The organism is Parolsenella sp. LCP21S3_E11 (genome assembly GCF_052118165.1).
Classification (GTDB): Bacteria; Actinomycetota; Coriobacteriia; order Coriobacteriales; family Atopobiaceae; genus Parolsenella.
The window spans coordinates 42,086-67,755 of record NZ_JBQKHS010000004.1; the positions used below are offsets into that span (position 1 = coordinate 42,086).

Genomic DNA, 25,670 nt, shown 5'->3' on the forward strand with positions numbered 1-25,670 from the left:
GGTAGACTCACCCCGCAACCTGACCGCCCGTGCCTCACGACACAGAAAGGCACCCCACATGGATCGACGCCCCTCCCATCCCGTCATCAACTACGCGCTCCTCGCCCTCGGCTCCGCCATCGCCGCCTTCGCCGTGGAGGAGTTCCTCGTTCCCAACACCATCCTGGACGGCGGTGTCATCGGCATGGGCATGATGCTCTCGCACGTAACGGGCGTTCCCCTCGCCCTGCTCACGGTTATCCTGAACGCACCCTTCGTCATCCTGGGCGGCATCAAGCTCGGCCGCAGCTTTACCGCGCGCGCCGTCTTCTCGATGGCGACGTTCTCCGCGTGCGTCGAGCTCTTCGACGGCTGGGCGAACGCCACCGGCGAGACCCTGCTCGCGGTTTGCTTTGGCGGCGTGCTTCTCGGCCTTGGCGTGGGCATCGTGATCCGCGGGGGCGGCTGCCTCGACGGCACCGAGGCCGTGGCCATCCTCGTCAGCAGAAAGACCGACCTCGCCGTGGGGCAGATGGTCCTCGGCATGAACATCGTCATCTACGGTATGGCCGGCATACTCTTTGGCGTCGACCGCGCGCTCTACTCGCTGCTCACCTACTTCATCACGTCGAAGGTGCTCGACATGGTCGAGTCCGAGATGGACCAGGTCAAGGCGGCCCTCATCGTCACGGACGACGCCACGGAGATTTGCAAGCAGATCTACAGCCGCATGGGCCGCACCGTCACCATCATGGATGGCGAGGGCATGCTGAGCGGCAAGAAGAAGGTCCTCTACTGCGTCATCACGAAGTACGAGGTACGCGAACTGCGCGAAGTCATTGACTCGGTCGACCACTCCGCGTTCGTCTCCATCTCGGACGTTTCTGAGATTATCGGCAACCACGTCAAGAGCACAGACGCCGCCCTGGAAGGCGCGTAGGAAGTTGACAAAGGGACAGTCCCTTTGTCAACTTTTGCGCTAGTACGGGCTGATCGACCCGAACGAGAAGGTCGACCCGAGCTTGAGGCGGCTCTCGAAGGCGTTGATGTCCTCGATCGGGTTGGTCACCGTGGTGGCGCGGAGCTGCTCCCTGGGGAACCTGGCGGAGTAGAGGTAGTCATCCGTCATGTCGCCGTCCTTGTTCCTGCGCTGCGTGTAGCCGGAGACCGTGACCTCCACGATGTTCGCGTTGAGGTCGAAGATGTTCGCGGCCATAAAGAAGGCCAGGCCAAGCACGCAGATTGCGTACTCCTCCTTGAGCTGCTTCTGGGTCTTGTCGACGACCTTCACCTGGCCCGAGGCGAGCTGCTTGGTCGTCGTCTGAGGCAGGTCCTCGATCTCCGGAAGGTCGAGGTCGAGGTAGAGGCGGCCGTCCTCGCACCCGATCTGGGCGCTCACGGTGGCGGGAATCTCGAGGTTGGAGAGCCACTCCTCCACGAGGTCCGCCATGACCTCGTCATCCGTTGAAAGGGCAGCCTCGAGGGCACGCTGCCCCTGCTCACCCGTGGTGAAGGCGGCCCTGGAGAGGTGCTGGGAGAGCTCGTCGGCGGTGAGCACCTGCGGCGCGAGCTTGTAGATATCGATGAACTCCCTGCTCTTCTCCTCGGACTCCTCCTGCATCTCAGCCCAGACGCGCTGCTGCTCCTCGAGGTCGGGCGAGAGACGCGGACGCTCCGCAGCGATAGACCTCGCGGAACCGGAACCGATGCTCCTGGCCTTGCTCGCGCCAGAGGACTTGGACGAGCGCTTGGAGCCGCCGAGCTTCGTGCGATAGGAAAGGCCCGTGCCCGGCAGGCCGGCGGAGGCATACACGCCCCTCTTGCTGATGTTGAGCGTGGCGCCCTTGGGGCCGAGGCTCAGGCTCGGGCCGCTCTTGCTCAGGTTGACGCGGATGCCCTTGGCCAGGGACACGGACTTGTGGAATCGAAGACCCATGCTCACTCCCCCACTCGATGCGTATGCCTCCATCTTACGGGTTAATGCGGACATCCCTGGCGTGCCACTCCGCGGGCGCGCAAAAAGCCCCTCCAGCGAATGCTCTCGCCAGAGGGGCACATCTTTGCAATAGCGACAGTGAGCAGCCAAACGGCCTCTGGGCAAGTAGCCGGTTTTTGAGCGAGCAAATCAACTGGGGTTTTGCAACGACAAAAGAGGGAACTACTCGTCCGGGAATCGTTTGGCTGCTCACAGTCGCTATCGCCTCATTTATTCGCCGCTTATAGTCGAGTCAAATAAGGAACGTCACTACTCCCCCACGCACTTATAGTGAACGAGACGCCATATCCACCCGAACAGGCTCGAAGGCAGGCCCCATGACCCAAACGCAAAAGAAGATAGTCGTTACGCTCGGGTTTTGCGGGCTCGTCTCCGCCGCAGACAACTGGTTCGTCTCTCCCGCACTCCCGGCGATCGCCCAGACGCTCGCCATCGCCCCGGCAGCCGCGACGATCATCCTCACCGCATACCTCACGCCCTACGGGCTGCTGCAACCCGTATGTGGCGCCATTGGCGACGCCGTTGGACGCGTACGTCTCCTTTGCATCATCGTCGCGGGCCTTGCCGTGAGCACCGTGCTTTGCGCCGCAGCGCCCACGCTCGAGGCACTCGTCGTGGCACGAATCGTCACTGGTTGCTTCGCCGCGGGAATCATCAGCGTAAACCAGTCGCTCGTTGGCAGCGTCGTGAGCGAGGAGGACCGACAGGGCGCCGTGGGCCTGCTCATGGGCGTCACGTTTACCGGACAGGGTCTTTCGGCAGGTCTCGGCGGGCTTATCTGCGACCTTGCGGGGTGGCGCGCGGCATTTATCTGCTTTGGCATACTCGGCGCAGCTGCCTGGCTCGGCGTCAGGCGCCTGAGGTACCTCGACGAGATGGACGGCGCGGGCACCGTCGACGCGCCAGACACCGACGTGAATGCCGCAAGCGTGGGCACCGTCGACGCGCCAGGCGCCGGCGTAAGCGCCACAGACGCGGGCGCGGTCAGCTCAGCTGAACGCGAGCCTTTCAGGCCCGCGGCGTTTCTCCGCCACGCGGCGCAGATCTTCTTTGGACCCGGACGCGCCGTCTATTTCGTTGCCTTCACGACCGGCATCATCTTCCTCGGGGTGTACGGATTCATGGGCACCTTCCTGGCCGAGAGGTGCGGCCTCTCCTCCACTCAGGCGGGCCTGCTCATGATGTTCTATGGCCTCGCCTGCCTCGCCGGCGGCAGCATTTCCGGGCGCATCGGCGAGGCTCGGGGCCAACGTGGCGTTATCGCCGTGGGCGAGACCTCGGGCGTCATCGCAACGGCCCTGCTAGCGGCGTCGACAATCACGGGCTCGTGGATGCCCGCGCTCCCCGCCGCGGCATGCCTCGGCCTGGGCTACATACTGGTACAGCCCACGCTCGTCTCATTCTCCATGGATATCGACCCCTCGCACACGGGTCTCTGCACCGGACTCATCGGCCTGGGCGTTTTCGCGGGAGGCGGCATTGGCAGCAGCCTCGGCAGCATTGCCATTGCCGGCGGCGGCTACTTTGCGCTCTGGACAATCGCCGGCGTGGCGCTTGTCGCCCAGGGAATCGCCGGCGCGAGATTCCTGCCGCGCAAATAAGGCGAGGCGCCAGCGACGGAGTAGCACGAACGCCGAGGCGTCGCGATCGGTCCAGCCCCTTCTGCCCGCGCTCGAGTTCGAACGATTGTTCGATGGATTTCGTGTCAGAAGGGGCCGCCGGCGCGCCGGGCTATGTTAAGTTGCTTATCTAAACCAAATTACCCGGCCCCAAACGCGCAAAAACGCAGCGGCTGGCGCATCGCGCCGCGGCGCTGGGGTCGCAACCAATACGCACGCCCGATGAGAGTCGGGCGCCGGCAGGGAGCACCGAGAGAGCGAGCATGGCAAACAACACCGCAAACTATGGCAACGACAGCATCCGTCAGCTCAAGGATGAGGAGCGCGTCCGCCTGCGCCCCGCCGTCATCTTCGGCTCGGACGGTCTCGACGGCTGCGCGCACGCCGCCTTCGAGATCCTCTCCAACGCGGTCGACGAGGCTCGTCAGGGCTTTGGCAAGCTGATCACCCTCACCGCCTTCGCCGACAAGTCCATCCAGGTGGAGGACAACGGCCGCGGCTGCCCGCTGGACTGGAACCCAACCGAGAAGCGCTTCAACTGGGAGCTCGTCTTCTGCGAGCTCTACGCCGGCGGCAAGTACGACAACAACCAGGGCGGCGACTACGACTTCTCGCTCGGCACCAACGGCCTGGGCTCGTGCGCCACCCAATACGCCTCGGAGTACATGGACGTCACCGTCTGGCGCGACGGCAACAAATACTCGCTGCACTTCAAGAAGGGCAAGGTCGTAGGCTCCAAGAAGAAGGCCCTTGAGGTCGAGCCCACCGACGAGCAGCGCACCGGCACCACCATCAAGTGGCGCCCGGACCTCGAGGTCTTCACCTCGATCGACATCCCCGACGAGTGGTACCGCGAGACCATGCGCCGCCAGGCCGTGGTCAACGCCAACGTCACCTTCCGCCTGCGCATCGAGGGCGAGGACGGCAGCTTCACCGAGGAAGACTTCTGCTACCCCAAGGGCATCGAGGACTACGTGCTCGAGAAGGTCGGCGCCAACTACCTCACCGAGCCCTTCTTCATCGAGGCGGACCGCCGTGGCCGCGACCGCGATGACCTGCCAGACTACAACGTCAAGATCACGGCATGCATGTGCTTCTCCCGCACCTTCCAGATGCAGGAGTACTACCACAACTCCTCCTGGCTTGAGAACGGCGGCTCTCCCGAGAAGGCGGCCCGCAGCGCCCTGACCAGCGCTCTTGACGCCTACATCAAGAGCCAGGGCAAGTACAACAAGAACGAGAGCTCCATCAAGTGGCAAGACGTCCAGGATTGCCTGGTGCTGGTGACCAACTGCTTCTCCACCCAGACCTCCTATGAGAACCAGACCAAGAAGGCCATCAACAACCGCTTCATCCAGCAGGCGATGACGGCCTTCTTCAAGGAGCGCCTCTCGACCTACCTCATCGAGAACAAGGACGCCGCCAGCAAGATCGTGGACCAGGTGCTCATCAACAAGCGCTCTCGTGAGAACGCCGAGAAGACCCGCCAGAGCATCAAGACCAACCTGCAGCAGAAGACCGACATGGCCAACCGCGTGCAGAAGTTCATCGACTGCCGCTCGAAGGATAAGACCCGCCGCGAGATCTACATCGTGGAGGGCGACTCCGCGGCAGGCGCCATCCGCACGTCTCGCGACGCGGAGTTCCAGGGCGTCATGCCGGTTCGAGGCAAGATCCTCAACTGCCTCAAGGAGGACTACCCGCGCATCTTCAAGTCCGACATCATCATGGACCTCATGCGCGTCCTCGGTTGCGGCGTGGAGATCAGCGACAGGCGCATCAAGAACCTCGCCACCTTCGACCTGAACAACCTCAATTGGAGCAAGGTCATCATCTGCACGGATGCTGACGTCGACGGATACCACATCCGCACGCTCATCCTGACGATGCTCTACCGTCTGGTGCCCACGCTCATCGACGAGGGCTACGTCTACATCGCGGAGTCTCCGCTCTATGAGATCAACTGCGGCGAGAAGACCTACTTCGCCTACACCGAGCTCGAAAAGAACGACGTCCTGAAGGAGATCGGCGACAAGAAGTGCTCCATCAACCGCTCGAAGGGTCTTGGTGAGAACGATCCGGACATGATGTGGCTCACCACCATGAACCCCGAGACGCGCCGCCTAATCAAGGTCGAACCCGAGGACATCGCAAGGATGGAGACCATGTTCAACCTGTTGCTGGGCAATGACGACGAGGGGCGCAAGCGTCACATCGCCGAGCACGGCAAAGAGTATCTAGACCAGCTGGACCTACAGTAACGTGAGGCCGTGGCAGGGCAACACAATCCGGCCTTGCAGCAACGTGAAAGTGCGGCAAGGGCAGCGCAGCCCAACCACGCCAACCCAACAGACCAGCCAAAGCAGACGTTTCAAGAGGGAATCGTGGCAAAGAAGAAGACGCAGCCTAAAAAGAAGCAAGTCAACGACGAGAACGTCATCGGCCTGCACTCCGAGGTCACGGAGCAGCCCATCACGGAGACGCTCGAGACCAACTACATGCCCTACGCCATGAGCACCAACGTCTCGCGAGCGTTCCCGGAGATCGACGGCTTCAAGCCCTCGCACCGCAAACTGCTCTACACCATGTACAAGATGGGACTGCTCAAGGGCGAGCGCCAGAAGAGCGCAAACATCGTGGGCCAGACCATGAAGCTCAACCCCCACGGCGACGCAGCCATCTATGAGACGATGGTTCGTCTCGCCACGGGCAACGAAGCGCTGCTCGCACCCTTCGTGGAGTCAAAGGGCAACTTCGGCAAGTACTACTCGGGAGACCTCAGCTACGCCGCCTCCCGTTACACCGAGGCGAAGCTCTCCCCCATCTGCGCCGAGATCTTCAAGGACATCGACAAGGATCCCGTAGACTTCGTCGACAGCTACGACGGCGCCATGAAGGAGCCGCGCCTGCTGCCTACCACGTTCCCCAACATCCTCGTGTCCGCCAACAAGGGCATCGGCGTCGCCATGGCGTCCGACATCTGCGGCTTCAACCTCAACGAGGTCTGTACCGCCACCATGCACTACCTCGAGAACCCCGAGTGTGACCTGCTCGAGTACATGCCCATGCCCGACTTCTCCACCGGCGGCGAGATCATCTACCGCCGCGAGGAGATGGAGCGCATCATCGAGACGGGCCTCGGCAGCTTCCAAATCCGCTCCCGTTGGCGCTGGATCCCCGAGGAGCGAATCATCGAGGTCTACGAGATCCCGTACACCACCAAGACCGACATCATCATCGAACGCATCGTCAAGCTCTCCAAGGAGGGCAAGGTGCGCGAGATTGCCGATATCCGCGACGAGACGGACCTCTCCGGCCTGCGTATCGCCATCGACCTCAAGCGAGGAGTCAACCCCAACGAGCTCATGGCGAAGCTCTTCCGCATGACCACGCTCCAGGATTCGTTCTCGTGCAACTTCAACGTGCTGGTTGACGGCTATCCCCGCGTCATGGGCGTGCGCCAGATCCTGCACGAGTGGGTCGAGTGGCGCGTCCAGTCCACGCGTCGCCGCGTGAGCTTCGACCTGAACAAGAAGTCCGAGCGCCTGCACCTGCTACACGGTCTCGAGGCGATCCTGCTCGACATCGACAAGGCCATCGCCATCATCCGCGGCACGAAGCTCGAGGCGGAGGTCGTGCCCAACCTCATGAAGGGCTTCGACATCGACGAGACCCAGGCCGAGTTCGTCGCCGAGATCAAGCTCCGCAACATCAACGAGGAGTACATCCTCAACCGCACCAAGGACATCGAGAAGCTCGAAGGCGAGATCGCCGAGCTCGAGGACATCCTGTCGAGCGAGGACAAGATCAAGCAGGTCATCAGCGACGAGCTGGCCGCGGTCAACAAGAAGTACGTGACGCCGCGCAGGACGGGCCGCGTTGACCCGGCAGACGTCGTCGAGGTGAGTTTGGAGCCCGAGGTCGAGGAGTACCCGGTCACGATGATGCTCTCGCGCGACGGCTACCTCAAGAAGATGACGGACCGCGTGCTCAAGACGGGTGCTGCGCTCAAGTACAAGGACGGAGACGAGCCGTTCATCGAGTTCCCGTCCTCCAACACGCATGAGCTGCTCGTGTTCACCGACAAGAGCCAGGTGTACAAGTGCAAGGTCGCCGCGTTCGAGGACACCAAGTCCGCCCAGCTCGGCTCCTACCTGCCGACCGACCTCGAGATGGAGCCGGACGAGAACGTTATCTGGGTGATCGACCCCGAGGACTACAAGGCAGACGTGCTCTTCGCCTTCGAGAACGGCCGCGTCGTCCGCGTGGCGCTGGCGGGATACGTGACCAAGACCAACCGCAAGCGCCTCAAGAACGCCATCTATGGCGGGTCCAAGCTGCTGTTCGCCCAGGTGCTCAAGGAGGACCGCGACCTCGCGCTCGTCTCGAACGACGGCCGCCTCATGAACTTCAACACGTCGCTGCTCAAGACCAAGACGACCACCAACACCCAGGGCGTCCAGGCCTTCACGGCCAAGAAGGGCCGCATCGTCACCGCCGTCGGCGCGATCGAGGACTTCCTGGGAAGCGACGTCTGGGCAGAGAAGTTCTGCGCCCAGGCCCTCCCCTGCGCTGGTGCCCTCATGAAGGAAAGCGACATGCCGAGCCTGTTCGACTAGCGCGACCGGCTGAAACCGCGGAAGTCGAACCGCCACAAATCCTTAAACGATGGCCCCGGAAGCGCGATTAACCGCACTCCGGGGCCCTTGCATACGGTTCGAATTATCTGCTTGCAAGCTCAAGCAAAAATCTCCAAGCCGGAATCACTTCTATTATCAGACCATCCTTTTCGATGGGTCCGTCCTCTTCCCGTCTTTTATACTCGACAGATTATATGATAGTCCGTCTTATATACTCGACAGATACCCAGCAACGCAAAGTTAAGCGAGCTTGCGAGCGAGCTCACGCACCTCTTCGAGCTTGGGTGACGATGCCATACTGTCACGCTCGGTCATGCCGCTGATGGTGACGATGCCCTGATCATCCCACTTGCAATACGCGCAGGTAGCCTTGTACATAGCGATCGCCGCGTCATAGACGCCCTCGCTGTGGCTGTCGAGCAAAAGGGCAGTCTTGGTAAACGGGAAACCCGTAGCGCCGAAGGCGTACAGACGGTCGATGACGGCCTTCTCCTGTGCGGTGATATCGAACCAGTAGATGGGCGAAGCGAACACGACCATGTCGGCGTTCTTGAGCGACTCAACCACGCCGGCCATATCGTCCTTCTGCACGCAAGCGCCCTCGTGCTCGAAGCAGTACTGGCACCCCAGGCAACCGGCGATCTTCTTGCCGGCAACGCGCACGACTTCGACCGTGTGGCCACCCTCGCGTGCAGTCTCAGCAAACGTATCGACCATGGTGTCAGTGTTGGCGCCCTTGCGCGGGCTACCACTCAATACAACGATGTTCATAGGGCTCTCCTCTCCCGGTGTCGCAGGAGCGCGACACGCTGCTTTTTGTTATTACCAAAGCGGATGGAGCTATTCAATCGCCCGCTTAGTGCTTCTTTGCTCAAACCAAATAGCCTTGCGTAGGATCACGCCTGCACAATCCTCGCCGACCGGCGATTACGAAACCGCAAAAGCGGAGGCGCGAGTGCGCTGCGGCGCTTCGTTTCACTAGATTGGCTTGATGGGACGGCGAATCACGGTCTTGAGCTTCTCTGGCGCGCACTTGCGCGGGTCGGAGAGGTAGATCTCATGGTGGAGACGAGCGCCGCCGGAGTCGGGTGTATAGCCCTGCTCAGCTATGAATGCGCGCATTGCGTCTATGGATGCCGGCTCGCCATCGTAAGGCCCGGCGTGCATGCATTGATAAGACGCTTATGGGGCCACTTCTTGTCGATATTTCGATTAACGCCCCCATAACTAAGGTATTTCCATTCCCATACGAGTTTCTTACCGACAGTTCTGCGCTAGCCCTACGCTCAGAACCCCTGCTCGCTGAGCAGCCACCTCGCGAGTTCCAGCGCGACCACGCCCTCCCGGGTATAAGGCTCGTGCCTCGTGCTGGCAACGAGAGCCTTCGGGAGCGCGTCCCTGATAGACAGAAGTGGCGCGAGCCTCCTCTCGAGCGTCGATTCGGGGCTGATGTCGTCTCTCGCTTAAACCCTCCTTCTCGGTTTCGAAACTTAAGATCTTTTAAAGTTTCGAAACCGAGAAGGCAATAGGGCCGCGTCCTCTCTAGCGTGGGGCGTGCCTCGCCGCGTTCGGTCCGGCGCGCCCCAAGTCTCGGAGCGTCGGGACAAAACCGTACGGATTTGTCCGACAAGCGGAGTGTGCCATGAAAACGTACGGATATGTACGCTTTCATGGCACGGGGACCGGGGCCGCTGGCGGTGAGGCTTTTCGTTGCGCGGAACGGCTACTGTGCTGCGCGACACGTCCGTTGAGAGAAGGAGGCAAGCAGATGTTGAGCCACGAAGAGAAGGTAGAGCGCCTCGAACTGCTCGACGCGGTGGCGGATGCCGAGAGGCTGGCGAGGGACCTTGACCAGTTGCTCGAGTCCCTGGCGCATGCCGACCAGCTGGACCCGCTCGACGTCGAGGGGATCCTGGCCCTGAGGTCGATAAGCGAGAAGTGCGCCGCGCGCATCGGGGACGCCGCGCGCATTCTGGAGGCTCAGAACGACGTCCTCTACGCCGAGGAATGGGCAAACGCCAAACCTCGCGAAAACGAGCGATGAGGACCCGAACGAAAGCGGCCATCCAAGCCCGATCAGGGCGTCCTTCGCCGTCCGCGCTCATATAAAGCCTGGGCATCGGCTGTCCTCGCATTCCCAGTGCCGCCGCGTGCCGTCGCGTTATAATGCTGCAAACGCATTTGTATTGCATTTCGAGCGATGGGAGCGCAGATGCCTGACAGCTACAAGGAGCTCATCAAGAGCAATCCCGACGAGACCGAGATCAGGAGCTTCCTGGTGGACGGCGACCAGGTCTCCGTGACCCTGCGCATCCCCGACACCCTGCGCGACGCGGCGAAGGAGGAGGCGGCCCTGCGGGGCATGAGCTTCTCCGCCTTCGTGCGCACGTGCATGATCGAAGAGCTCGCGAAGAAGGGGGCGTAGAGGCGTGAAGTCGCTAAGCAACGTCGGCGCGGAGCGCCTGGGAGACGCCCTCGGCGAATCCATCGACGACGGCGCGAAGTTGTCGATAATCAGCTCGTATTTCACCGTGTTCGCCTACGGGGAGCTCAAAGAGGAGCTCTCCAAGGTCGACGAGGTGCGCTTCCTGTTCAGCGAGCCCACCTTCATCAAGCGAATGGCCGACTCGAAGGAGCCGCGCGAGTTCGAGGTAGCCCGCCGCGCGCGCGAGGTCGGCGTCGGCGGCTCGGGGCTCGAGCTCACGCTGCGCAACAACCTCAACCAGCGCGCGCTCGCCCGAGAATGCGCCGAGTGGATCCGCGAGAAGGGCGTCTTCAAGTCCGCCAAGACGTCCGGCGCCATCCAGCCGGGCGGCACGTACGTCGTGGAGAACCCCTCAGGCGACGACCACGCCTTCATGGGCGCCGCCGCGAACTTCACGCAGGAGGGCCTCGGCTACGAGCGCCGCCCGGGAACCGTGACCTGCGTGAGCCATTTCGAGAACGCGACCGAGGCCGTCGGCCTCAAGATGATGTTCGAGTCGGTCTGGGACAACCCCGCCATGGTCGAGGAGGTCACCGCGCAGGTGGCCGCCCAGGTCGAGACGCTCTACCGCGAGAACCCGCCCGAGTTCATCTATTTCCTGACCCTGTACCACCTGTTCCGCGACTTCATGGAGGACGACGAGGACAACGGCATCCGCCCCGGCCTCAAGTTCGAGGAGTCCGTGGTCTGGAGCAAGCTCTACGACTTCCAGAAGGACGCCGTCGTGGGCGCCATCCGCAAGCTGGAGAAGTACAAGGGCTGCATCATCGCCGACTCGGTGGGCCTGGGCAAGACCTACGAGGCGCTCGCCGTCATGAAGTACTACCAGGAGCGCAACGACCGCATCCTCGTGCTGTGCCCGAAGCGCCTGCGGGACAACTGGACCCTGTGGACGCAGGACAACGACGACCGCAACCCGCTGGCCGACGACCGCTTCAGCTACACGGTGCTCAACCACACCGACCTGTCGCGCTACCACGGCATGAGCGGCGAGGTGGACCTCGAGCACCTGCGCTGGGGCCACTTCGACCTCCTCGTCATCGACGAGAGCCACAACTTCAGGAACAAGAGCACCGACGCGGACAAGACCGACCGCTACACGCGCCTCATCGAGGACGTCATCAAGTCGGGCCAGCGCACCAAGGTGCTCATGCTCTCTGCCACCCCGGTGAACAACCGCCTGCTCGACCTGCGCAACCAGATCGAGCTCATCACCGAGGGAGACGACGCGTACCTCGCCGATACCGACGGCATCCCGTCGATCACCCACGTGACGCGCGTCGCCCAGCAGAGGTTCAACGAGTGGAGCAAGCTCTCCGACTCCGAGCGCACGACCGAGAGCTTCGTTAACGCGGTGAACGCCGACTACTTCAAGCTGCTCGACGTGCTGACCATCGCGCGCAGCCGCAAGCACATCACGAAGTACTACGGCGCCGCGAGCGGGACCTTCCCGGCGCGCCGGCCGCCCCTGTCGTTCCAGACGCCCATCGACCTCGACGGCGAGCTGCCGCCGATCGCCGAGCTCAACGACATGATCGCCCAGCTCACGTTCGCCCAGTACCAGGTGCTCTCCTACGTGCGCGCCGACCGGCGGCGCAAGTACGAGGACCGCTACGGGGACACGTGGGGCAAGGACTTCGAGAGCCAGGTCCACCGCACGACGGCGGTGGCCAACCTCATGCGAATCAACGTCCTCAAGCGCATGGAGTCCTCCGTGAACAGCTTCCGCATCACGCTGCGCCGCATCCTCGACGGCTGCGTCGACCTGCGCTCAAGGCTCGATAACGACGCTTCGGGGGTCGCCTACGGCACCGAGGGCCTCGAGGACGGGTTCGACGACGACGATGCCGAGGAGTTCGAGGCCGGCGGAAAGGTGCGCGTCGACCTGCGAGATGTCGACGCCCTGCGCCTGGGTCAGGACCTCGACTTCGACATCCAGGTACTCCGGGCCCTGCTCGCCTACGCCGACGCGGTGACCCCCGAGCGCGACGCCAAGCTCGTGAAGCTGCGGGACTTCATCGCGGGCAAGGTCAGCGAGCCGTACAACCCCGGCAACCGCAAGGTGCTGGTGTTCAGCGCGTTCGCCGACACGACGGCCTACCTCTTCGAGCAGCTGGCGCCCTGGTTGAAGCGCGAGCTCGGCATCGAGTGCGCCGAGGTTGCGGGCAGCTCCAACCGGACCTACTCGCTGAAGCTCCCCAGGACCACCTTCGAGAACATCCTCGCAAGGTTCTCTCCCGTCTCCAAGGAGCTGCCGGAGAATCAGAGGGAGCTCGGCGAGATCGACGTCGTCTTCGCCACCGACTGCATCTCCGAGGGCCAGAACCTGCAGGACTGCGACTGCCTGGTGAACTACGACATCCACTGGAACCCCGTGCGCATCATCCAGCGCTTCGGCCGCATCGACCGCCTGGGATCGAAGAACTCCCAGATCCAGCTGGTCAACTTCTGGCCGGACATCGCGCTCGACGAGTACATCCAGCTGGAGGGCCGCGTGAAGGGCCGCATGGCGCTGCTCGACGCGTCGGCCACCGGCGAGGAGAACGTGCTGGAGGCCAAGGGCAACGGCGAGATGAACGACCTCAAGTACCGCCGCCAGCAGCTCCAGCAGCTCAAGAGCGAGGTGCTCGACCTCGAGGACATCTCGGGCGGCATCTCGATCACGGACTTCGCCTTCGACGACTTCCGCGTGGAGCTCCAGCGCTACGCCAAGGAGCATCCCGGCGCGCTGGAGAACTCGCCGGCGGGACTGCACGCCGTGGCCCCCATCCCTGACGAGCTTCGCGGCGACGTGAAGCCGGGCGTGGTCTTCTGCCTCAAGCAGAACGACGAGGGCAACGACCCCAGGGACACGAACCCCGTCTTCCCGTACTACGTGGTGTACGTGTCGGCTGACGGCGAGGTCATGACGAAGCACACTCAGCCCAAGCCTGCGCTCGACATCATGCGCGCCGTCTGCTCGGGGCACCCCGAGCCCATCGCCGAGCTGTGCCGCGAGTTCAACCGCGAGACCCGCGACGGGACGAGGATGGACGCCTACACCGACCTGCTCGACGACGTGGTGGCGGCCATCACCGGAACGCAGCAGGACAAGGGGATCGAGAGCCTGTTCAGCCTGGGCGAGGTCGGCAGCGGCACCGTCATGGGATTCAGCGACTACTCGCTGGTATGTTTCGCGGTGCTGCGATGAGCGGCATCGACTGGAACGGAATCCTGCGCCTGCCCGAAGCGGCGCTCGCGGGATGCCGCCGCATCCCCAAGACGGTGCTCGTCAAGCAGGCCATGCTCACCAAGACCGAGCAGAAGAGGCTCGACAAGGTCGCGCGCCTCGAGCACTTCGCCACGGTCCAGAAGTCCACGACGCGCATCCCGCCGTACGAGGACGACGAGCGCAACGTGCAGAGCGTCGTCTTCCTCCGTTGCGAGATGACAGCCGGGACCATGGCGGTGGCCGAGGTGGCGGAGCTCGTGCACAAGTGCTTCCCGAACCCGACGGTGCTCCTGGTCGAGGCGGGCGGCTGCGCGTGCATATCGGTCGCCCTCACGCGGAGGAGCCAGGCCGAGCAGGGCGCGACGGTCGTCGACCGAGTCGAGTCGACGGGCGCGTTCGATCCTGGCCGTTCAGAATACGCGGACTTCCTAGGCGCGCTGGCATTCGGGCGGCTCTCGCAGGGCGACCTCTGGGAGTACCTGGTCGACCTGTCGCGCACCGTAGCGCTGTCCCGCGCGATTGGCGGCCTGGGGTTCTACCCCGTATGCCCCGCTCGAGACCGGGAAAAGCTGATCGCCCTCACGTCGCGCTACGATGAGATGGGAGCCTCCGTCAAGCGGCTGAAGGAGCAGCGGCGGTCGAAGGACATAACGCTCAACGAGTCCGCGAAGCTGAGGATGGAAATGAAGGAAGAGGAGCGACGCCTGAGGGCGGTCGCCGATGAGATAAAGGAGATCTGCAATGGCCGTTCTAGATGAGTATATTTTGCGAGCGGCGCGCCTTTTGAGTGATGCTGCAGATGAGGATGTTGATGCGCTCTGCCGTGAAATCATGCAGGTCTTCGACCTCGACTACACTAACCCCGAGGCTTTAAAATATATCAATTCCTCAAGCTCATTTCGCTACTCGAAAAGCGACCTAGGGATGATTCTCCAGAAGCTGCGCCTAAAGCGGGAAGACTCAGACGACAAAGCGTTCGGTGCCGCATTCTGCGCAACTATAACGCAGCATATCAGGAGACTGGAGCAAGCTCTTGAAGAGGGCGTGAAAGGCGACGAGCTCAAAGCCGTATACGACTCAATCGACTACGTCTACGCAAACGCGAGGGGCTACGACTCCTACACGGACGGACTAGCCTCCTATTCCTATGGGTCTTCCAATCGCAATGATTTCAACGATGAACAGACGCAACTACGTATCGACAAACTGAAGCATTTCCGTGATGAGGAGCTCCGTAAGCTGAAAATCGCCGAAGCGCAGGGCGCTAGCGTCAGCCTCACGGCATCCGCCACGAGCAACGTACAGGTCACGTTAGAGGCAACCTTTGAACAGATTGACAAATTGCCAGAGACAACGCTTTCCGATGACGAGAAGACGCTGCTCAAAGGGATGATGGGCGATCTCAACACAAAAGATAAAAGCAAACGGGGCAGCAAGCTTGACAAACTCCTGAGCTGGCTTGCCGGCAAGGGCACCGACGTTTTTATTGCCGCCATGCCCTACATAGTTCAACTAATCAAATCTCAACTTTCCTAGGAGGAGACCTCATGAGCGAGATAGAAAAGATGACTCTTGAATCGGAGAGTCTTATTGACGACCGCCTGAATAAGCTCAAGGAGCTGATGCCCGAAGTGTTCTCCGAGAGCGGAATCGACTTCGACAAACTGCGGCTGGAGCTTGGCGACGAGGTAGACGAGGGCCTGGAGCGCTATGCGTTCACGTGGCCCGGCAAGGCCGATGCCATCCGCCAGTCGCAGATGTCCAGCACTGCTACTTTGCGTCCCCGTATCGAGAAAAGCCGCAGCCGCGATGGAGAGGATGGGTCCTTCGACTCGGACAACATTTATATCGAAGGCGACAATCTCGAGGTGCTGAAGCTCCTACAGCGCGGCTACCACGGCAAGGTCAAGATGATCTACATCGACCCGCCGTACAATACGGGTCACGACTTCGTCTATAAGGACAATTTCGGCGATACCATCGAGAACTACAAGGAGCAGGCGGGGCTCACCGGCCAGTCCAACGCGGACACAAGCGGTCGCTACCACAGCGACTGGTGCTCGATGATGTATCCCAGACTTAAGCTGGCTCGGGAGCTATTGAGCGATGACGGCGTCATTATTATCAGCATTAGTGATGCCGAGTGCTCTAACTTAAAGTCTCTTCTTGACGAAATTTTTGGCGAAAAAAATTTCTGCGGTGATGTTCTTTGGAATTCAACCAAGTCGGTAACAAATACTGCACTAATTTCCGTTTCGCATACCTATAACTTCATTTATTTCAAGAACATGGACTACTTTGTCAGGAATAGATCCGAGTTTAGGCTCCGTGACGATGGAGAGGGCTTTTCCAACCCAGATAACGACCCACGTGGCCCCTGGAAAGCAGACCCCTTCCAAGTCGGAGGATGGCGACCTAATCAACAATATGAAATTACTAATCCTAATACCGGCGTTGTATATACGCCGAACCCAGGATGTAGCTGGAAGAATGATTATGCTCATTTCCTTGAGTTAGAGAAAGACGGGCGTATCGTATTTGGGTCTACCGGAGAGGGTGGGCCACAAAGAAAAAGGTTTCTGACGGAAGCGGTTAACCGCGGGAAGGTCGCAAAAACTTGGTGGGACGATGTAGAGACAACCACAAATGGCACTCAGCTCGTAAAGAAGCTATTTGACGGCGTTGCGGTTTTCGACAACCCGAAACCCGTGGGTTTGATTCGTAGGTTTATGGAGCTAGCTACAAACAAAGACTGCATTGTCCTTGATTTTTTCTCTGGCTCCTGCACGACTGGCCAAGCGCTGTTCGAGGCTAATTACGAGGATTCCGGAAATAGACGTCTAATCGCAGTCCAGCTGCCCGAGGTGCTCAATGAGGACTCATTTGCTTACAAGGCAGGTTATCTAACTCTCTGCGACATTGGCGAAGAACGCATCCGCCGCGCAGGCGACAAAATCAAAACCGAGCTCGAGGAATCCAACCGTCAACTCAAGCTTGGCGAGGGACCCAAGCAGCTTCCCGACATCGGCTTCCGTGTGTTCGAGCTCGATGAGTCCGGCATTGAGAAGCCCGAGCCCGGTCAGCTCCTCTTCGACGTGGTCAAGCCCGATCGCTCCGATATGGATATCGTCTTCGAGATGATGCTCAAATGGGGCCTCGAGCTCACGCTGCCCGTCGAGAAGTCTGAAGCCGCGGGCTATCCCATCTGGTCCGTCGCTTGCGACGAGCTCGTCTGCTGCATGTCCCGAGGCCTCACCATTGAGGCGCTCGAGGCCATCGCCGACATGGAGCCCAGGCGCGTTCTCATCCTCGATTCCGTCCTCGACGACACCCTCAAGCTCAACGCCGTGCAGATCTTCAAGCACGCCGGCGAGCGCATGGGCTGTGAGATCGAATTGAGGACGGTCTAGCATGGCGGCGCTCGAGTTCAAGTTCTCATCCGACCAGCAGCACCAGCTGGAGGCCATCGAAGCAACCTGCGACCTGTTCCGCGGACAACAATTTATCGGCAGCGTATTCTCCGCCGATTCCGGCCGCAAAGGACAGACGGCGATCGGCGAGCTCATGGTCGGCCACGGCAACGAGCTTCGCGTGGCGCCGGGCCAGCTCCTCGACAACCTGCACGCCGTGCAGGAGGAGGGCTGCCTCCCGGCAACCGACGTCCTCACCGATGGGCGCCTGCGAGACTTCACCGTCGAGATGGAGACCGGCACCGGCAAGACCTACGTCTACATCCGCTCCATCTACGAGCTGAACCGCCGCTACGGCATCACCAAGTTCGTCATCGTCGTGCCGAGCGTGGCCATCCGCGAGGGCGTCCTCAAGAGCCTCCAGACCACCCGCAGGCACTTCGAGACGCTCTACGACCGCACGCCGCTCGACTACTTCGTGTACGACTCGAAGGACATGGGGCCGGTGGGTAACTTCGCCACGTCGAGCTCCATCCAGGTCATGGTCATCAACATCGACGCGTTCAACAAGGGCCTCGAGAAGGATGGCACCGCGAAGGAGGGCAACCTCTTCCACCGTCCCAGCGAGAAGCTCACCGGCGGCTTCAGCCCTCGCGAGCTCGTGAGCGCCTGCAAGCCCGTCGTCATCATCGACGAGCCCCAGAGCGTCGACAACACCAAGCAGGCCAAGGCCGCCATCAAGAGCCTGAACCCGCTGTTCGTGCTGCGCTACTCGGCCACGCACAAGCAGGCCTACAACATGATCTACCGCCTCACGCCGGTCGACGCCTTCGAGCGCCACCTGGTGAAGGGCATCTGCGTGGACTCGATCAAGGCCGAGGCGAACCTCAACGGCGCGTACGTGAGGCTCGAGTCCGTCAAGTCCGACCCGTTCTCCGCCAAGGTGTCCATCGACGTGCGCCAGGCCGACGGCACGCAGAAGCGCAAGGCCGTCACGGTGAAGACCGGCAACGACCTCTACCAGAAGAGCGGCGAGAACAGCGACTACGAGAGCGGCTGGGTGGTCAACAACATCGGCGCCGCAGTGGGCGACGAGTTCATAGAGTTCCAGAACGGCGAGGTGCTCGAGCTCGGCGAGGCGCTGGGCGACGTCAACGAGGAGGTCGTCAAGCGCGCGCAGATCCGCCGCACCATCGAGGACCACCTGGCCCGCCAGTTCGAGCTGTGGCCGCGCGGCGTGAAGGTGCTCTCGCTCTTCTTCATCGACCGCGTCGACCGATACCGCGTCTACGAGCCCGAAGTCCACGGCGGCCTGTACGCCCTGATGTTCGAGGAGGAGTACGCAGGTGCCCTGAACTCGAAGGCGCCTCGTCGCATCGCAAAGGCGGCGGGGATCGGCAAGGGCACGTGGCTCGAGTGCTACGAAGCCGTCGGCGCCCCGCTGGTGCGCGACCCCCACGCCGTGCACCAGGGATACTTCGCCAAGGACAAGAAGGGCAAGTTCAAGGACTCCAAGGGAGCCGCCGGCACCGCCGACGACGCCGGGGCCTTCGAGCTCATCATGCAGAAGAAGGAGACGCTCATCTCCTTCCCGGACGGCAAGGATGCGGACAAGGACGTCTCTTTCGTCTTCAGCCACTCCGCGCTCAAGGAGGGCTGGGACAACCCCAACGTGTTCCAGATCTGCACGCTCGTCGAGACAAAGGACAACCTGACCAAGCGCCAGAAGATCGGCCGCGGTCTGCGCCTGTGCGTGAACCAGGATGGCGAGCGCCTGTACGACCCAGAGGCGAACGTGCTCACCGTCATCGCGAACGAGAGCTACGACGACTTCGCCAACGGCCTGCAGAAGGAGCTTGAGGCTGAGGACTTCAAGTTCGGCGTCATCACTCCGGAGAGCTTCACGAAGGTCACGGTCAAGGGCGATGATGGCGTCGAGGAGCGCCTGGGCTACGAGAAGTCCAGGCAGGTCTACGACCACCTCGTCGCGACCGGCATGGTCGACGGCAAGGGCGCGGTGACGCCCGAGCTGAAGGCGGCCGCCGAGGAGGGCAAGGTCGAGCTCCCCGCCGAGCTCGAGCCTGCCAAGGAGCAGGTCGAGGCGATCATCATCCACAAGTCCCAGAGGGTCCAGATCCGTGACAAGGCCAAGGAGGTCTCGGTCGAGCTGCAGAAGGACGTCACGCTCGACCCTGCGTTCCAGGCCCTGTGGGACCGCATCCGCCAGCGCACGCGCTTCCAGGTCGAGGTCGACTCCGGCAAGCTCATCGAGCATGCCATCGAAGCTGTCGACGGCATGCTCGCCGTGCGCCCGCCCCAGGTGACGAGCGAGCGTGCCTCGCTGGGCATCGACGACGCGGGCGTGAGCGCCGAGGGCACGGGCGCCTCCGTGGTGTCCGTTTCGGGAAAGGTGAAATACGACCTTCCCGACCCGATCGCAGAGCTGCAGGACGCCGTCGGGCTCACCCGCGGCACCATCAAGGCGATCCTCGAGGGCTGCAGCCGCCTCGACGAGTTCGAGATCGACCCCGCGACCTTCCTCGCGCAGGTCGGCGACAAGATCAACCGCGTGAAGAACGACCTCATCGCCCAGGGCATCAAGTACGTGCGCCTTCCCGAGGACGAGTGGTACACCATGCGCGACCTCGAGCTTGACGACTACACGGCCTACCTTGGGCAGAACGCGTGGAAGCCGGATATGGCGAGCAAGAGCCTGTACAACTACGTGGTCTACGACTCGGCGGGGGTCGAGCGCTCCTTTGCCGAGGCTCTCGACAAGCAGGAGGAGGTGCTCGTTTTCGCGAAGCTCCCTTCGACGTTCAAGATCGACACGCCGCTCGGCAGCTACAACCCCGACTGGGCGTATGTCGAGGAAGCTGATGGCGAGCGCCGCGTGTACTTCGTGACCGAGACCAAGGGCGGCAAGAACGGCGAGCCCGCCCTGCGCGACGCGGAGAAGATCAAGATCGGCTGCGCCAAGAAGCACTTCGAGGCGCTGGACCTCGGAAACGACTTCCACTACAACGTGCGCACGACCTACCAATACGAGGCGGTGAAGGCTTAGGATGTCGAAGCTGCCCGGAAAGATGACGCGAAAGCAGCATTGGGTGCCGCGGTTCTACCTGCGCCATTTCGCGGACTCCTCCGGGCAGCTCCATGCCTACAGCAGACAGAAGGGCTCCTTCTTCCGCACGAATTGCGAGAACCTTTGCAGCATGCGCGATCTTTATGAGGTCGAGCATGCCGATGCGACAGGCGATGCGACAGACAGATTCTATGCGCAGAACCTCATCGAGGTTAAGCTATCTGAGCTCGAGAGCCGCATCGCGCCGCTTTACGATCGCTTTTTGGAACGCCAGAAAGAAGACCAGTGCGAAGACGAAGGGTATTCTGATGGGAAAGCCGCCGTTTGCGAGCTGGCAGCAAATATCATCGTCCGGCACCCTATCAGCATGCGCGTCGACAAGAAATGGTCACGCGAGACTGCCGAAGAGCTGCTCAGAAACGTTCATCTGACACCCTATGAGCTCGGCTTGCTCGATTGGTCGGATTGGCGCGGGGATTCCCAAGTGGTGGTCGAGCTTGCCGCCGCCGCAACCATGCTCTTCTCCAACGATGATATTGTGCCAGTTAACCGTATTCGAAAGGCTTTTTTTGAGAAGAGCTTCTCCATCCTTAGGGCACCCGTCGGCTCAGGGTTCGTTACGACGTCGATGCCCATGTTCATCATCGGGCCCGAGGACGACTCGTATGATTTTCATCTCGCGTATATGCCGTTGAGCAGTGAGTATGCTGCGGTCTTTTCGGATGACCCTCTATTTCCGCCGTTTGCGAGACTCGGTTTTTCGGGCGTCGAGTTCATGAACCGACTTCTTCTGCTTAACTGCGAGCATTGGGATGTCGCCATATCGAGGGGAAGCGGCCCGCTCGAGCACGCGGTACGCGATTGAAGTCAAGCGAACAGTGCCGAATTCATGCACGAGATGTTCACGCGCGACGGCAGGGAGCTATCCCTCGACGCAGTGATCTACGACCGCTCGAAGAAGAAGGGGCAGACGATGATCGACGCCATCGACCGTGGCTGCCTCGAGGGCGGCTGCCTTGATGACGAGGACCTGCGCATCATCTTCGAGCACCTTCTGGGGAGAAGACGGCAAGGACCGGGAACATTAAAGGGTCAAGCAGCGTATTGATAAAATTGACCCCGCCAGCAATAACCGCAAAGGATAGATAGGGCTTTAAGGATGGATGCAGGAAAAGCAACGATAAGCGGCGTGTTCAACGGATCGCGCCTGCTCGAAATACCCTTCTACCAAAGGGCGTACGTCTGGGGAGAAGAGCAATGGGAGCGTTTCCTCGGCGACATGGAGTTCGTCACGGCCTCGAAGCGGCCCTATTTCCTGGGCTCCATCATCCTGAAGCAGGCCTCCTCCGGCAACACCTGGTCCGAGGTCTCCGAGGTTCGCACCGTCATCGACGGCCAGCAGCGACTCACGACCATGGTCATCTTCTTCAAGGCACTCTGTGCAAAAAACGGCACCAACAATTTGTTTGAGCGAGATTTCGTCCTGGAGACCGGCGATGTCGCCTTGCGGCACGGCAAGTACGACCGGCAGGATTTCGAAAAGGTCGTCAGCGCCACGGGCTGCGAACCCCTCGAGGGCTCCTCGGCCATCGTCCTTGCCTACAACTACTTCCTCAAGAATATCGACCCGGAGAAGGTCGACAGGAACACGATCAAGTCGAACGTCCAGTTCGTCTGCATCGATCTTACCGAGGGCGAGGACGAGCAGCAGATATTCGACACCATCAACTCGCTCGGGGTGCGCCTGACGACGGCGGAGCTCCTTAAGAACTACTTCTTCAACCGCGAGAACGAGCAGGCGTTCAAGGAGTGCTGGGAAGACGTCTTCGAGCCCACGGCTGAGAAGAGGGAGTATTGGGAGCAGGAGATCGTTACCGGGCGCATCAAGCGCACGCTCGTCGACCTCTTCTTCGACGCGTTCCTCCAGATTCTGGTCCAGGACAAGAGGCGTGGCGTCACGACCGAGGACAAGCTCTTCTATTCGCGTACTTCGAACCTCTTCCAGTCCTACAAGGATTTCATCGGCAGGTACTGCAACGGCGACAAGGTCGAGATTCTCGACAACATGAAGGCGTATGCCGAGGCGTTCGAGTCCACGTTCGACCCTGGCTACTGCGACGCGGACATCCCCTCCGCTTCCGGCGTCGAGCGCCTGAACGTGCTGATATTCGGCCTCAAGAACTCGACGCTCATCCCGTACGTGCTCTACGTTCGAAAGAACGCGGAGTCTTCGAGCGAGGAATCTAAGATCTACGCCCTGCTTGAGAGCTACATCGTCCGCCGAATGCTGGTTCAGGCGACCACGAAGAACTACAACAGGCTGTTCACCTCGCTGATCTTGAACGAGGTGAAGGACGCGGAGGCGCTGAGGAAGGCTCTCGAAGCCAATGACGAGGCGACGACGTACATGCCCGGCGACGCCGAGGTTCGAGCGGCATTCGAGGAATCGTGTCTGTACAACCTCCAGTCCAAGGGCGTCCTCTATCTGCTGGAAAGCGCCATTCGTCCGGGCATGAGCAGCACGGCCCTGCTCGGGTTCAACCAGTACACCCTCGAGCACATGATGCCCAAGAAGTGGCGCAACAAATGGGGAGCCCTCGACGATGAGGCTGCCACGCGAAGGGACCGGAAGCTCCTCACGCTCGGCAACCTCGCCATCATCACGCATTCGCTCAACGCCTCCATCCGCGATGCCGATTGGCCCACCAAGAAGCAGGGAAAGGGATACAAGGACGGCCTTGCCCTCTGCGCTGCCGGCCTTGCGACCATGGCCGGCGCCCTAGAGAAGGAGTCTTGGAACGAGGGCGATATCGCCGATCGCGCCGAATGGCTTGCGGACAAGGCGTTGGAGGTCTGGCGCTAGGCCCTACCTGCGTCCCATCTCGAAGATGCTTGCGGTGTCGGAACCCGCATCGATGACGGATGGAACCGGCTCTTCCAAAAACGTAGTTCGTGGCGATGTCTCTTCCGTCGGCGCGTCAACAGGCTCGCCGAGCGCTAGGAAGAACCTCATCACGTGCTCAATTCTCTGTTGCAGGGACTCGCTCAGCTCGCCGTAGGAGGCCGCCAGCCGCACCTCCTTGGCCAATTCCGCCATCGAGTCCCTCAGTGCCTTCTGCACGCTCACGGAGGGCCTCACCTCGACCTGGGTATCGGTGAGCTTGGCGATGATGTAGTCCTGCCTGTTCATGCCGCTCCAGGCTGCCATCTCGCATATGAGCTTGCGCTCCTCGGGCGTGCAGCGGAACGCCATCGTCTTGCTGCGCTTGCGGGCGCTGTTCTCGCACGGCATCCTTCTTACCCCCTCGCCCCGTCGAGCGCGGCGGCCATCTCGTCCTGCTTCGTGGGGAACAGGTGCGCATAGCGGTAGGTGATGTCCACCGCCTCGTGGCCCATGCGCTCGGCGATGGCCAGCGCGGAGAAGCCCATCTCTATCAGCAGGCTCACATGGCTGTGGCGTATGTCGTGTATGCGGATGCGCTTCACGCCCGACGCCTTGCACCCGCGCTCCATCTCGTGGGCCAGGAAGTGCTTGGTCACGGCGAACAGGCGCTCGTCGGGGGCGACGTCGTCGCGCATCTCGATGAAGTCCGCCATCTCGTCGCGCAGGAAGGCGGGCATGACGATCGTGCGCACGGACTTGGGCGTCTTGGGGTCGGTCACGGTGTCAACGCCGTTGAGGCTCTGGTACGACTTGTTGATGCGCAGCCGCGAGCTCTCCAGCATGAAGTCGGACGGCGTGAGCGCCAGGAGCTCGCCGCAGCGTATGCCCGTCCAGTAAAGCAGCTCGAAGGCGTGGAATGAGAGAGGCTTGTCCATGACGGCCTCGCTGAACCTCAGGTACTCGTCCTTGGTCCAGAACTGCATCTCGCCGCCCTTCTTCGAGCCTATCTTGTCGACCCTGCGCACCGGGTTGTCGCTGAGGCCGTAGTAGCGCTCGGCGTGGTTGAAGATGGCGTTGAGCTGGTTGTTCACTGTGCGCAGGTACGTCGGTGCCCAGGGCTTCCCGTCGGCGTCCCGGTGCTCGGTGAGCTCGTTTTGCCACCTGATGACGTCGATCGGCCTCACGTCGCACATGCGCATGTCCCCGAAGAACGGCACGAGCTTGTCGTTGATGATGTACTCCTTGGTGATCCACGTGTGCTCGCGTATGCGCGGCTTCACCTCGGAGGCGTACACCTCGACGAACTCGGAGAACGTCATGTCCATGGCCCCGCCGTTAAGGCTCTTGAACTGGCTCTCCCACACTGCGGCCTCCACCTCGGAGGAGAAGCCGCGCTTCGTCTTGTGGCGCTTCGAGCCGCGGGCGTCGCGGTAGTAGCACTGCACGTAGAACGTGCCGTTGCCGTCGTCCTTGTACACGGGCATGTCAGTCCACCTCCGGGAAGTACAGGGCGTCGAAGACGTCGCTTCGAACGCGCCCGCGGATGACCACGCGCCCGCGCGCCTCCTGCTCGGCGTTTATCTTCCTGATCACCTCGTAGGCGCTGCCTTTCTTGATCCTCAGCAGCTCCGCAACCTCGTCCGCATCCAGCATGTGCGGTCTCGGCGTCTTTGCCACCTTCTCGTCCATGGCTCCTCCTGTCATTAGCGTACAGATACGTACGGTTTACAGATTCAGAGTAAACGTACATATCTGTACTGTCAATAGAATTGCGTACATTTGCGTACGCTGGTAAGATGTGCGGGTACGTAATTCCAGGAGGAGGGCGCATGTCCGTAGGCGAGAACATAAGGCGGTACCGCAAGTCGCGCGGCATGACGCAAGCGCAGCTTGCCGAGGCGGTCGGCCTGACCGAGGGGGCCGTGCGCCACTACGAGAGCGGCATCCGCGCCGTGAAGCCCGAGCTGCTCGAATCCATCGCCGCAGCACTAGGCGTATCCGTCAACGCCCTCAAGGATTACGGCGTCGAAACCGCGGGCGACCTCATATCGCTGCTCGTGCGGCTCGAGGACTCATTCGGCATCGTTCCCGCAGCCGACGGCTCGGGCCTCTCCCTGAACCCAAAGGCTCCACGCGCCCCCAAAGCCGCGACGGCTATCGAGCTGTGGGCAGAGAAGCGCGCGCAGCTCGAGAACGGCGAGATCGACGCCGCCGAGTACGAGGACTGGAAAGCCTCGCTGTAGCGGCTCCCCGCATTTCGCAATCAACGCAACCGAGTCAGGACGCCAAGCTAGGCGGTGATCGCCGCCCGCTCCTGCGTATGCTGAGTTTTTACTCCCCATTGCATGCAAAGGCATTTTC

General features: G+C 61.5%; 21 protein-coding genes. 15 read left to right on the forward strand and 6 right to left on the reverse strand.

Going from position 1 to position 25,670, the window contains the following annotated elements:
• Nucleotides 1–58 precede the first annotated feature (58 nt).
• Nucleotides 59–919 carry a YitT family protein gene (locus tag ACTQ1Z_RS05200; RefSeq protein ID WP_441859295.1) on the forward strand — a complete coding sequence of 287 codons (861 nt, stop codon included), beginning with the start codon at nucleotides 59–61 and terminating at the stop codon, nucleotides 917–919.
• A 39-nt stretch (nucleotides 920–958) separates the two neighbouring features.
• Here the strand turns inward: ACTQ1Z_RS05200 and ACTQ1Z_RS05205 are convergent, their stop codons facing one another.
• Entirely contained in the window at nucleotides 959–1,915 is a 957-nt protein-coding gene (locus tag ACTQ1Z_RS05205; RefSeq protein ID WP_320679484.1) for a DUF4236 domain-containing protein, read from the reverse strand.
• A 377-nt stretch (nucleotides 1,916–2,292) separates the two neighbouring features.
• Between ACTQ1Z_RS05205 and ACTQ1Z_RS05210 the strand changes: the two genes are divergently transcribed.
• From ACTQ1Z_RS05210 to ACTQ1Z_RS05220, 3 genes are all read left to right on the forward strand, one after another.
• Complete coding sequence (locus ACTQ1Z_RS05210) at nucleotides 2,293–3,576, forward strand: MFS transporter (RefSeq protein WP_441859298.1); 1,284 nt, start codon at nucleotides 2,293–2,295, stop codon at nucleotides 3,574–3,576.
• Between the two features lie 281 nt (nucleotides 3,577–3,857).
• Nucleotides 3,858–5,855, forward strand: coding sequence for a DNA gyrase/topoisomerase IV subunit B (locus tag ACTQ1Z_RS05215; RefSeq protein WP_441859300.1), 1,998 nt, complete (start codon nucleotides 3,858–3,860; stop codon nucleotides 5,853–5,855).
• A 123-nt stretch (nucleotides 5,856–5,978) separates the two neighbouring features.
• Complete coding sequence (locus ACTQ1Z_RS05220; protein WP_441859303.1) at nucleotides 5,979–8,213, forward strand: DNA gyrase subunit A; 2,235 nt, start codon at nucleotides 5,979–5,981, stop codon at nucleotides 8,211–8,213.
• Between the two features lie 261 nt (nucleotides 8,214–8,474).
• Here ACTQ1Z_RS05220 and ACTQ1Z_RS05225 read toward each other — a convergent pair whose 3' ends face one another.
• Both ACTQ1Z_RS05225 and ACTQ1Z_RS05230 read right to left on the reverse strand, forming a co-directional pair.
• Nucleotides 8,475–9,005: a flavodoxin family protein gene (locus ACTQ1Z_RS05225; RefSeq protein WP_441859306.1), complete on the reverse strand. Its 531-nt coding sequence runs from the start codon at nucleotides 9,003–9,005 to the stop codon at nucleotides 8,475–8,477.
• 207 nt (nucleotides 9,006–9,212) lie between these two features.
• Nucleotides 9,213–9,401: a GyrI-like domain-containing protein gene (locus ACTQ1Z_RS05230; RefSeq protein WP_441859308.1), complete on the reverse strand. Its 189-nt coding sequence runs from the start codon at nucleotides 9,399–9,401 to the stop codon at nucleotides 9,213–9,215.
• A gap of 604 nt (nucleotides 9,402–10,005) precedes the next feature.
• Between ACTQ1Z_RS05230 and ACTQ1Z_RS05235 the strand changes: the two genes are divergently transcribed.
• The 10 genes from ACTQ1Z_RS05235 (at nucleotide 10,006) to ACTQ1Z_RS05280 (ending at nucleotide 23,288) form a co-directional block, all read left to right on the forward strand.
• Nucleotides 10,006–10,278 (forward strand): hypothetical protein, encoded by a 273-nt coding sequence (locus ACTQ1Z_RS05235; protein ID WP_441859311.1) that lies wholly within the window; start codon nucleotides 10,006–10,008, stop codon nucleotides 10,276–10,278.
• Between the two features lie 168 nt (nucleotides 10,279–10,446).
• Entirely contained in the window at nucleotides 10,447–10,659 is a 213-nt protein-coding gene (locus tag ACTQ1Z_RS05240) for a YlcI/YnfO family protein (protein ID WP_227561562.1), read from the forward strand.
• 4 nt (nucleotides 10,660–10,663) lie between these two features.
• The gene (locus ACTQ1Z_RS05245; protein ID WP_441859314.1) at nucleotides 10,664–13,909 is read left to right on the forward strand and encodes a helicase-related protein; all 3,246 of its coding nucleotides are present in this window, start codon (nucleotides 10,664–10,666) and stop codon (nucleotides 13,907–13,909) included.
• A complete protein-coding gene (locus tag ACTQ1Z_RS05250) occupies nucleotides 13,906–14,688 on the forward strand; it encodes a DUF4391 domain-containing protein (RefSeq protein WP_033499419.1) in 783 nt (260 codons plus the stop codon). The genes ACTQ1Z_RS05245 and ACTQ1Z_RS05250 overlap by 4 nt, the downstream gene beginning before the upstream one ends.
• Nucleotides 14,672–15,466 (forward strand): hypothetical protein, encoded by a 795-nt coding sequence (locus ACTQ1Z_RS05255; protein WP_441859317.1) that lies wholly within the window; start codon nucleotides 14,672–14,674, stop codon nucleotides 15,464–15,466. The genes ACTQ1Z_RS05250 and ACTQ1Z_RS05255 overlap by 17 nt, the downstream gene beginning before the upstream one ends.
• A gap of 11 nt (nucleotides 15,467–15,477) precedes the next feature.
• Entirely contained in the window at nucleotides 15,478–17,340 is a 1,863-nt protein-coding gene (locus tag ACTQ1Z_RS05260) for a site-specific DNA-methyltransferase (protein ID WP_441859320.1), read from the forward strand.
• A 1-nt stretch (nucleotide 17,341) separates the two neighbouring features.
• The gene (locus tag ACTQ1Z_RS05265) at nucleotides 17,342–20,404 is read left to right on the forward strand and encodes a type III restriction-modification system endonuclease (protein WP_441859323.1); all 3,063 of its coding nucleotides are present in this window, start codon (nucleotides 17,342–17,344) and stop codon (nucleotides 20,402–20,404) included.
• A 1-nt stretch (nucleotide 20,405) separates the two neighbouring features.
• A complete protein-coding gene (locus tag ACTQ1Z_RS05270) occupies nucleotides 20,406–21,290 on the forward strand; it encodes a DUF4238 domain-containing protein (protein WP_441859326.1) in 885 nt (294 codons plus the stop codon).
• A 24-nt stretch (nucleotides 21,291–21,314) separates the two neighbouring features.
• On the forward strand, nucleotides 21,315–21,533 hold the full coding sequence (locus ACTQ1Z_RS05275; protein WP_441859329.1) for a hypothetical protein: 219 nt from the start codon (nucleotides 21,315–21,317) through the stop codon (nucleotides 21,531–21,533).
• Between the two features lie 81 nt (nucleotides 21,534–21,614).
• Entirely contained in the window at nucleotides 21,615–23,288 is a 1,674-nt protein-coding gene (locus ACTQ1Z_RS05280; RefSeq protein WP_197702166.1) for a DUF262 domain-containing protein, read from the forward strand.
• Between the two features lie 3 nt (nucleotides 23,289–23,291).
• Here the strand turns inward: ACTQ1Z_RS05280 and ACTQ1Z_RS05285 are convergent, their stop codons facing one another.
• The 3 genes from ACTQ1Z_RS05285 to ACTQ1Z_RS05295 are packed head-to-tail and all read right to left on the reverse strand — an operon-like array spanning nucleotide 23,292 to nucleotide 24,998.
• Nucleotides 23,292–23,717, reverse strand: a complete 426-nt coding sequence (locus ACTQ1Z_RS05285) for a plasmid mobilization protein (protein WP_032746262.1) — start codon at nucleotides 23,715–23,717, stop codon at nucleotides 23,292–23,294.
• Nucleotides 23,718–23,722: 5 nt separating this feature from the next.
• On the reverse strand, nucleotides 23,723–24,793 hold the full coding sequence (locus ACTQ1Z_RS05290; RefSeq protein WP_022349660.1) for a site-specific integrase: 1,071 nt from the start codon (nucleotides 24,791–24,793) through the stop codon (nucleotides 23,723–23,725).
• Nucleotide 24,794: 1 nt separating this feature from the next.
• Nucleotides 24,795–24,998: a hypothetical protein gene (locus tag ACTQ1Z_RS05295; RefSeq protein ID WP_006681531.1), complete on the reverse strand. Its 204-nt coding sequence runs from the start codon at nucleotides 24,996–24,998 to the stop codon at nucleotides 24,795–24,797.
• Nucleotides 24,999–25,138: 140 nt separating this feature from the next.
• On the opposite strand from ACTQ1Z_RS05295, the gene ACTQ1Z_RS05300 reads away from it, so the two are divergent.
• Entirely contained in the window at nucleotides 25,139–25,552 is a 414-nt protein-coding gene (locus ACTQ1Z_RS05300; protein WP_441859335.1) for a helix-turn-helix domain-containing protein, read from the forward strand.
• The last annotated feature ends 118 nt before the right edge of the window (nucleotides 25,553–25,670 follow it).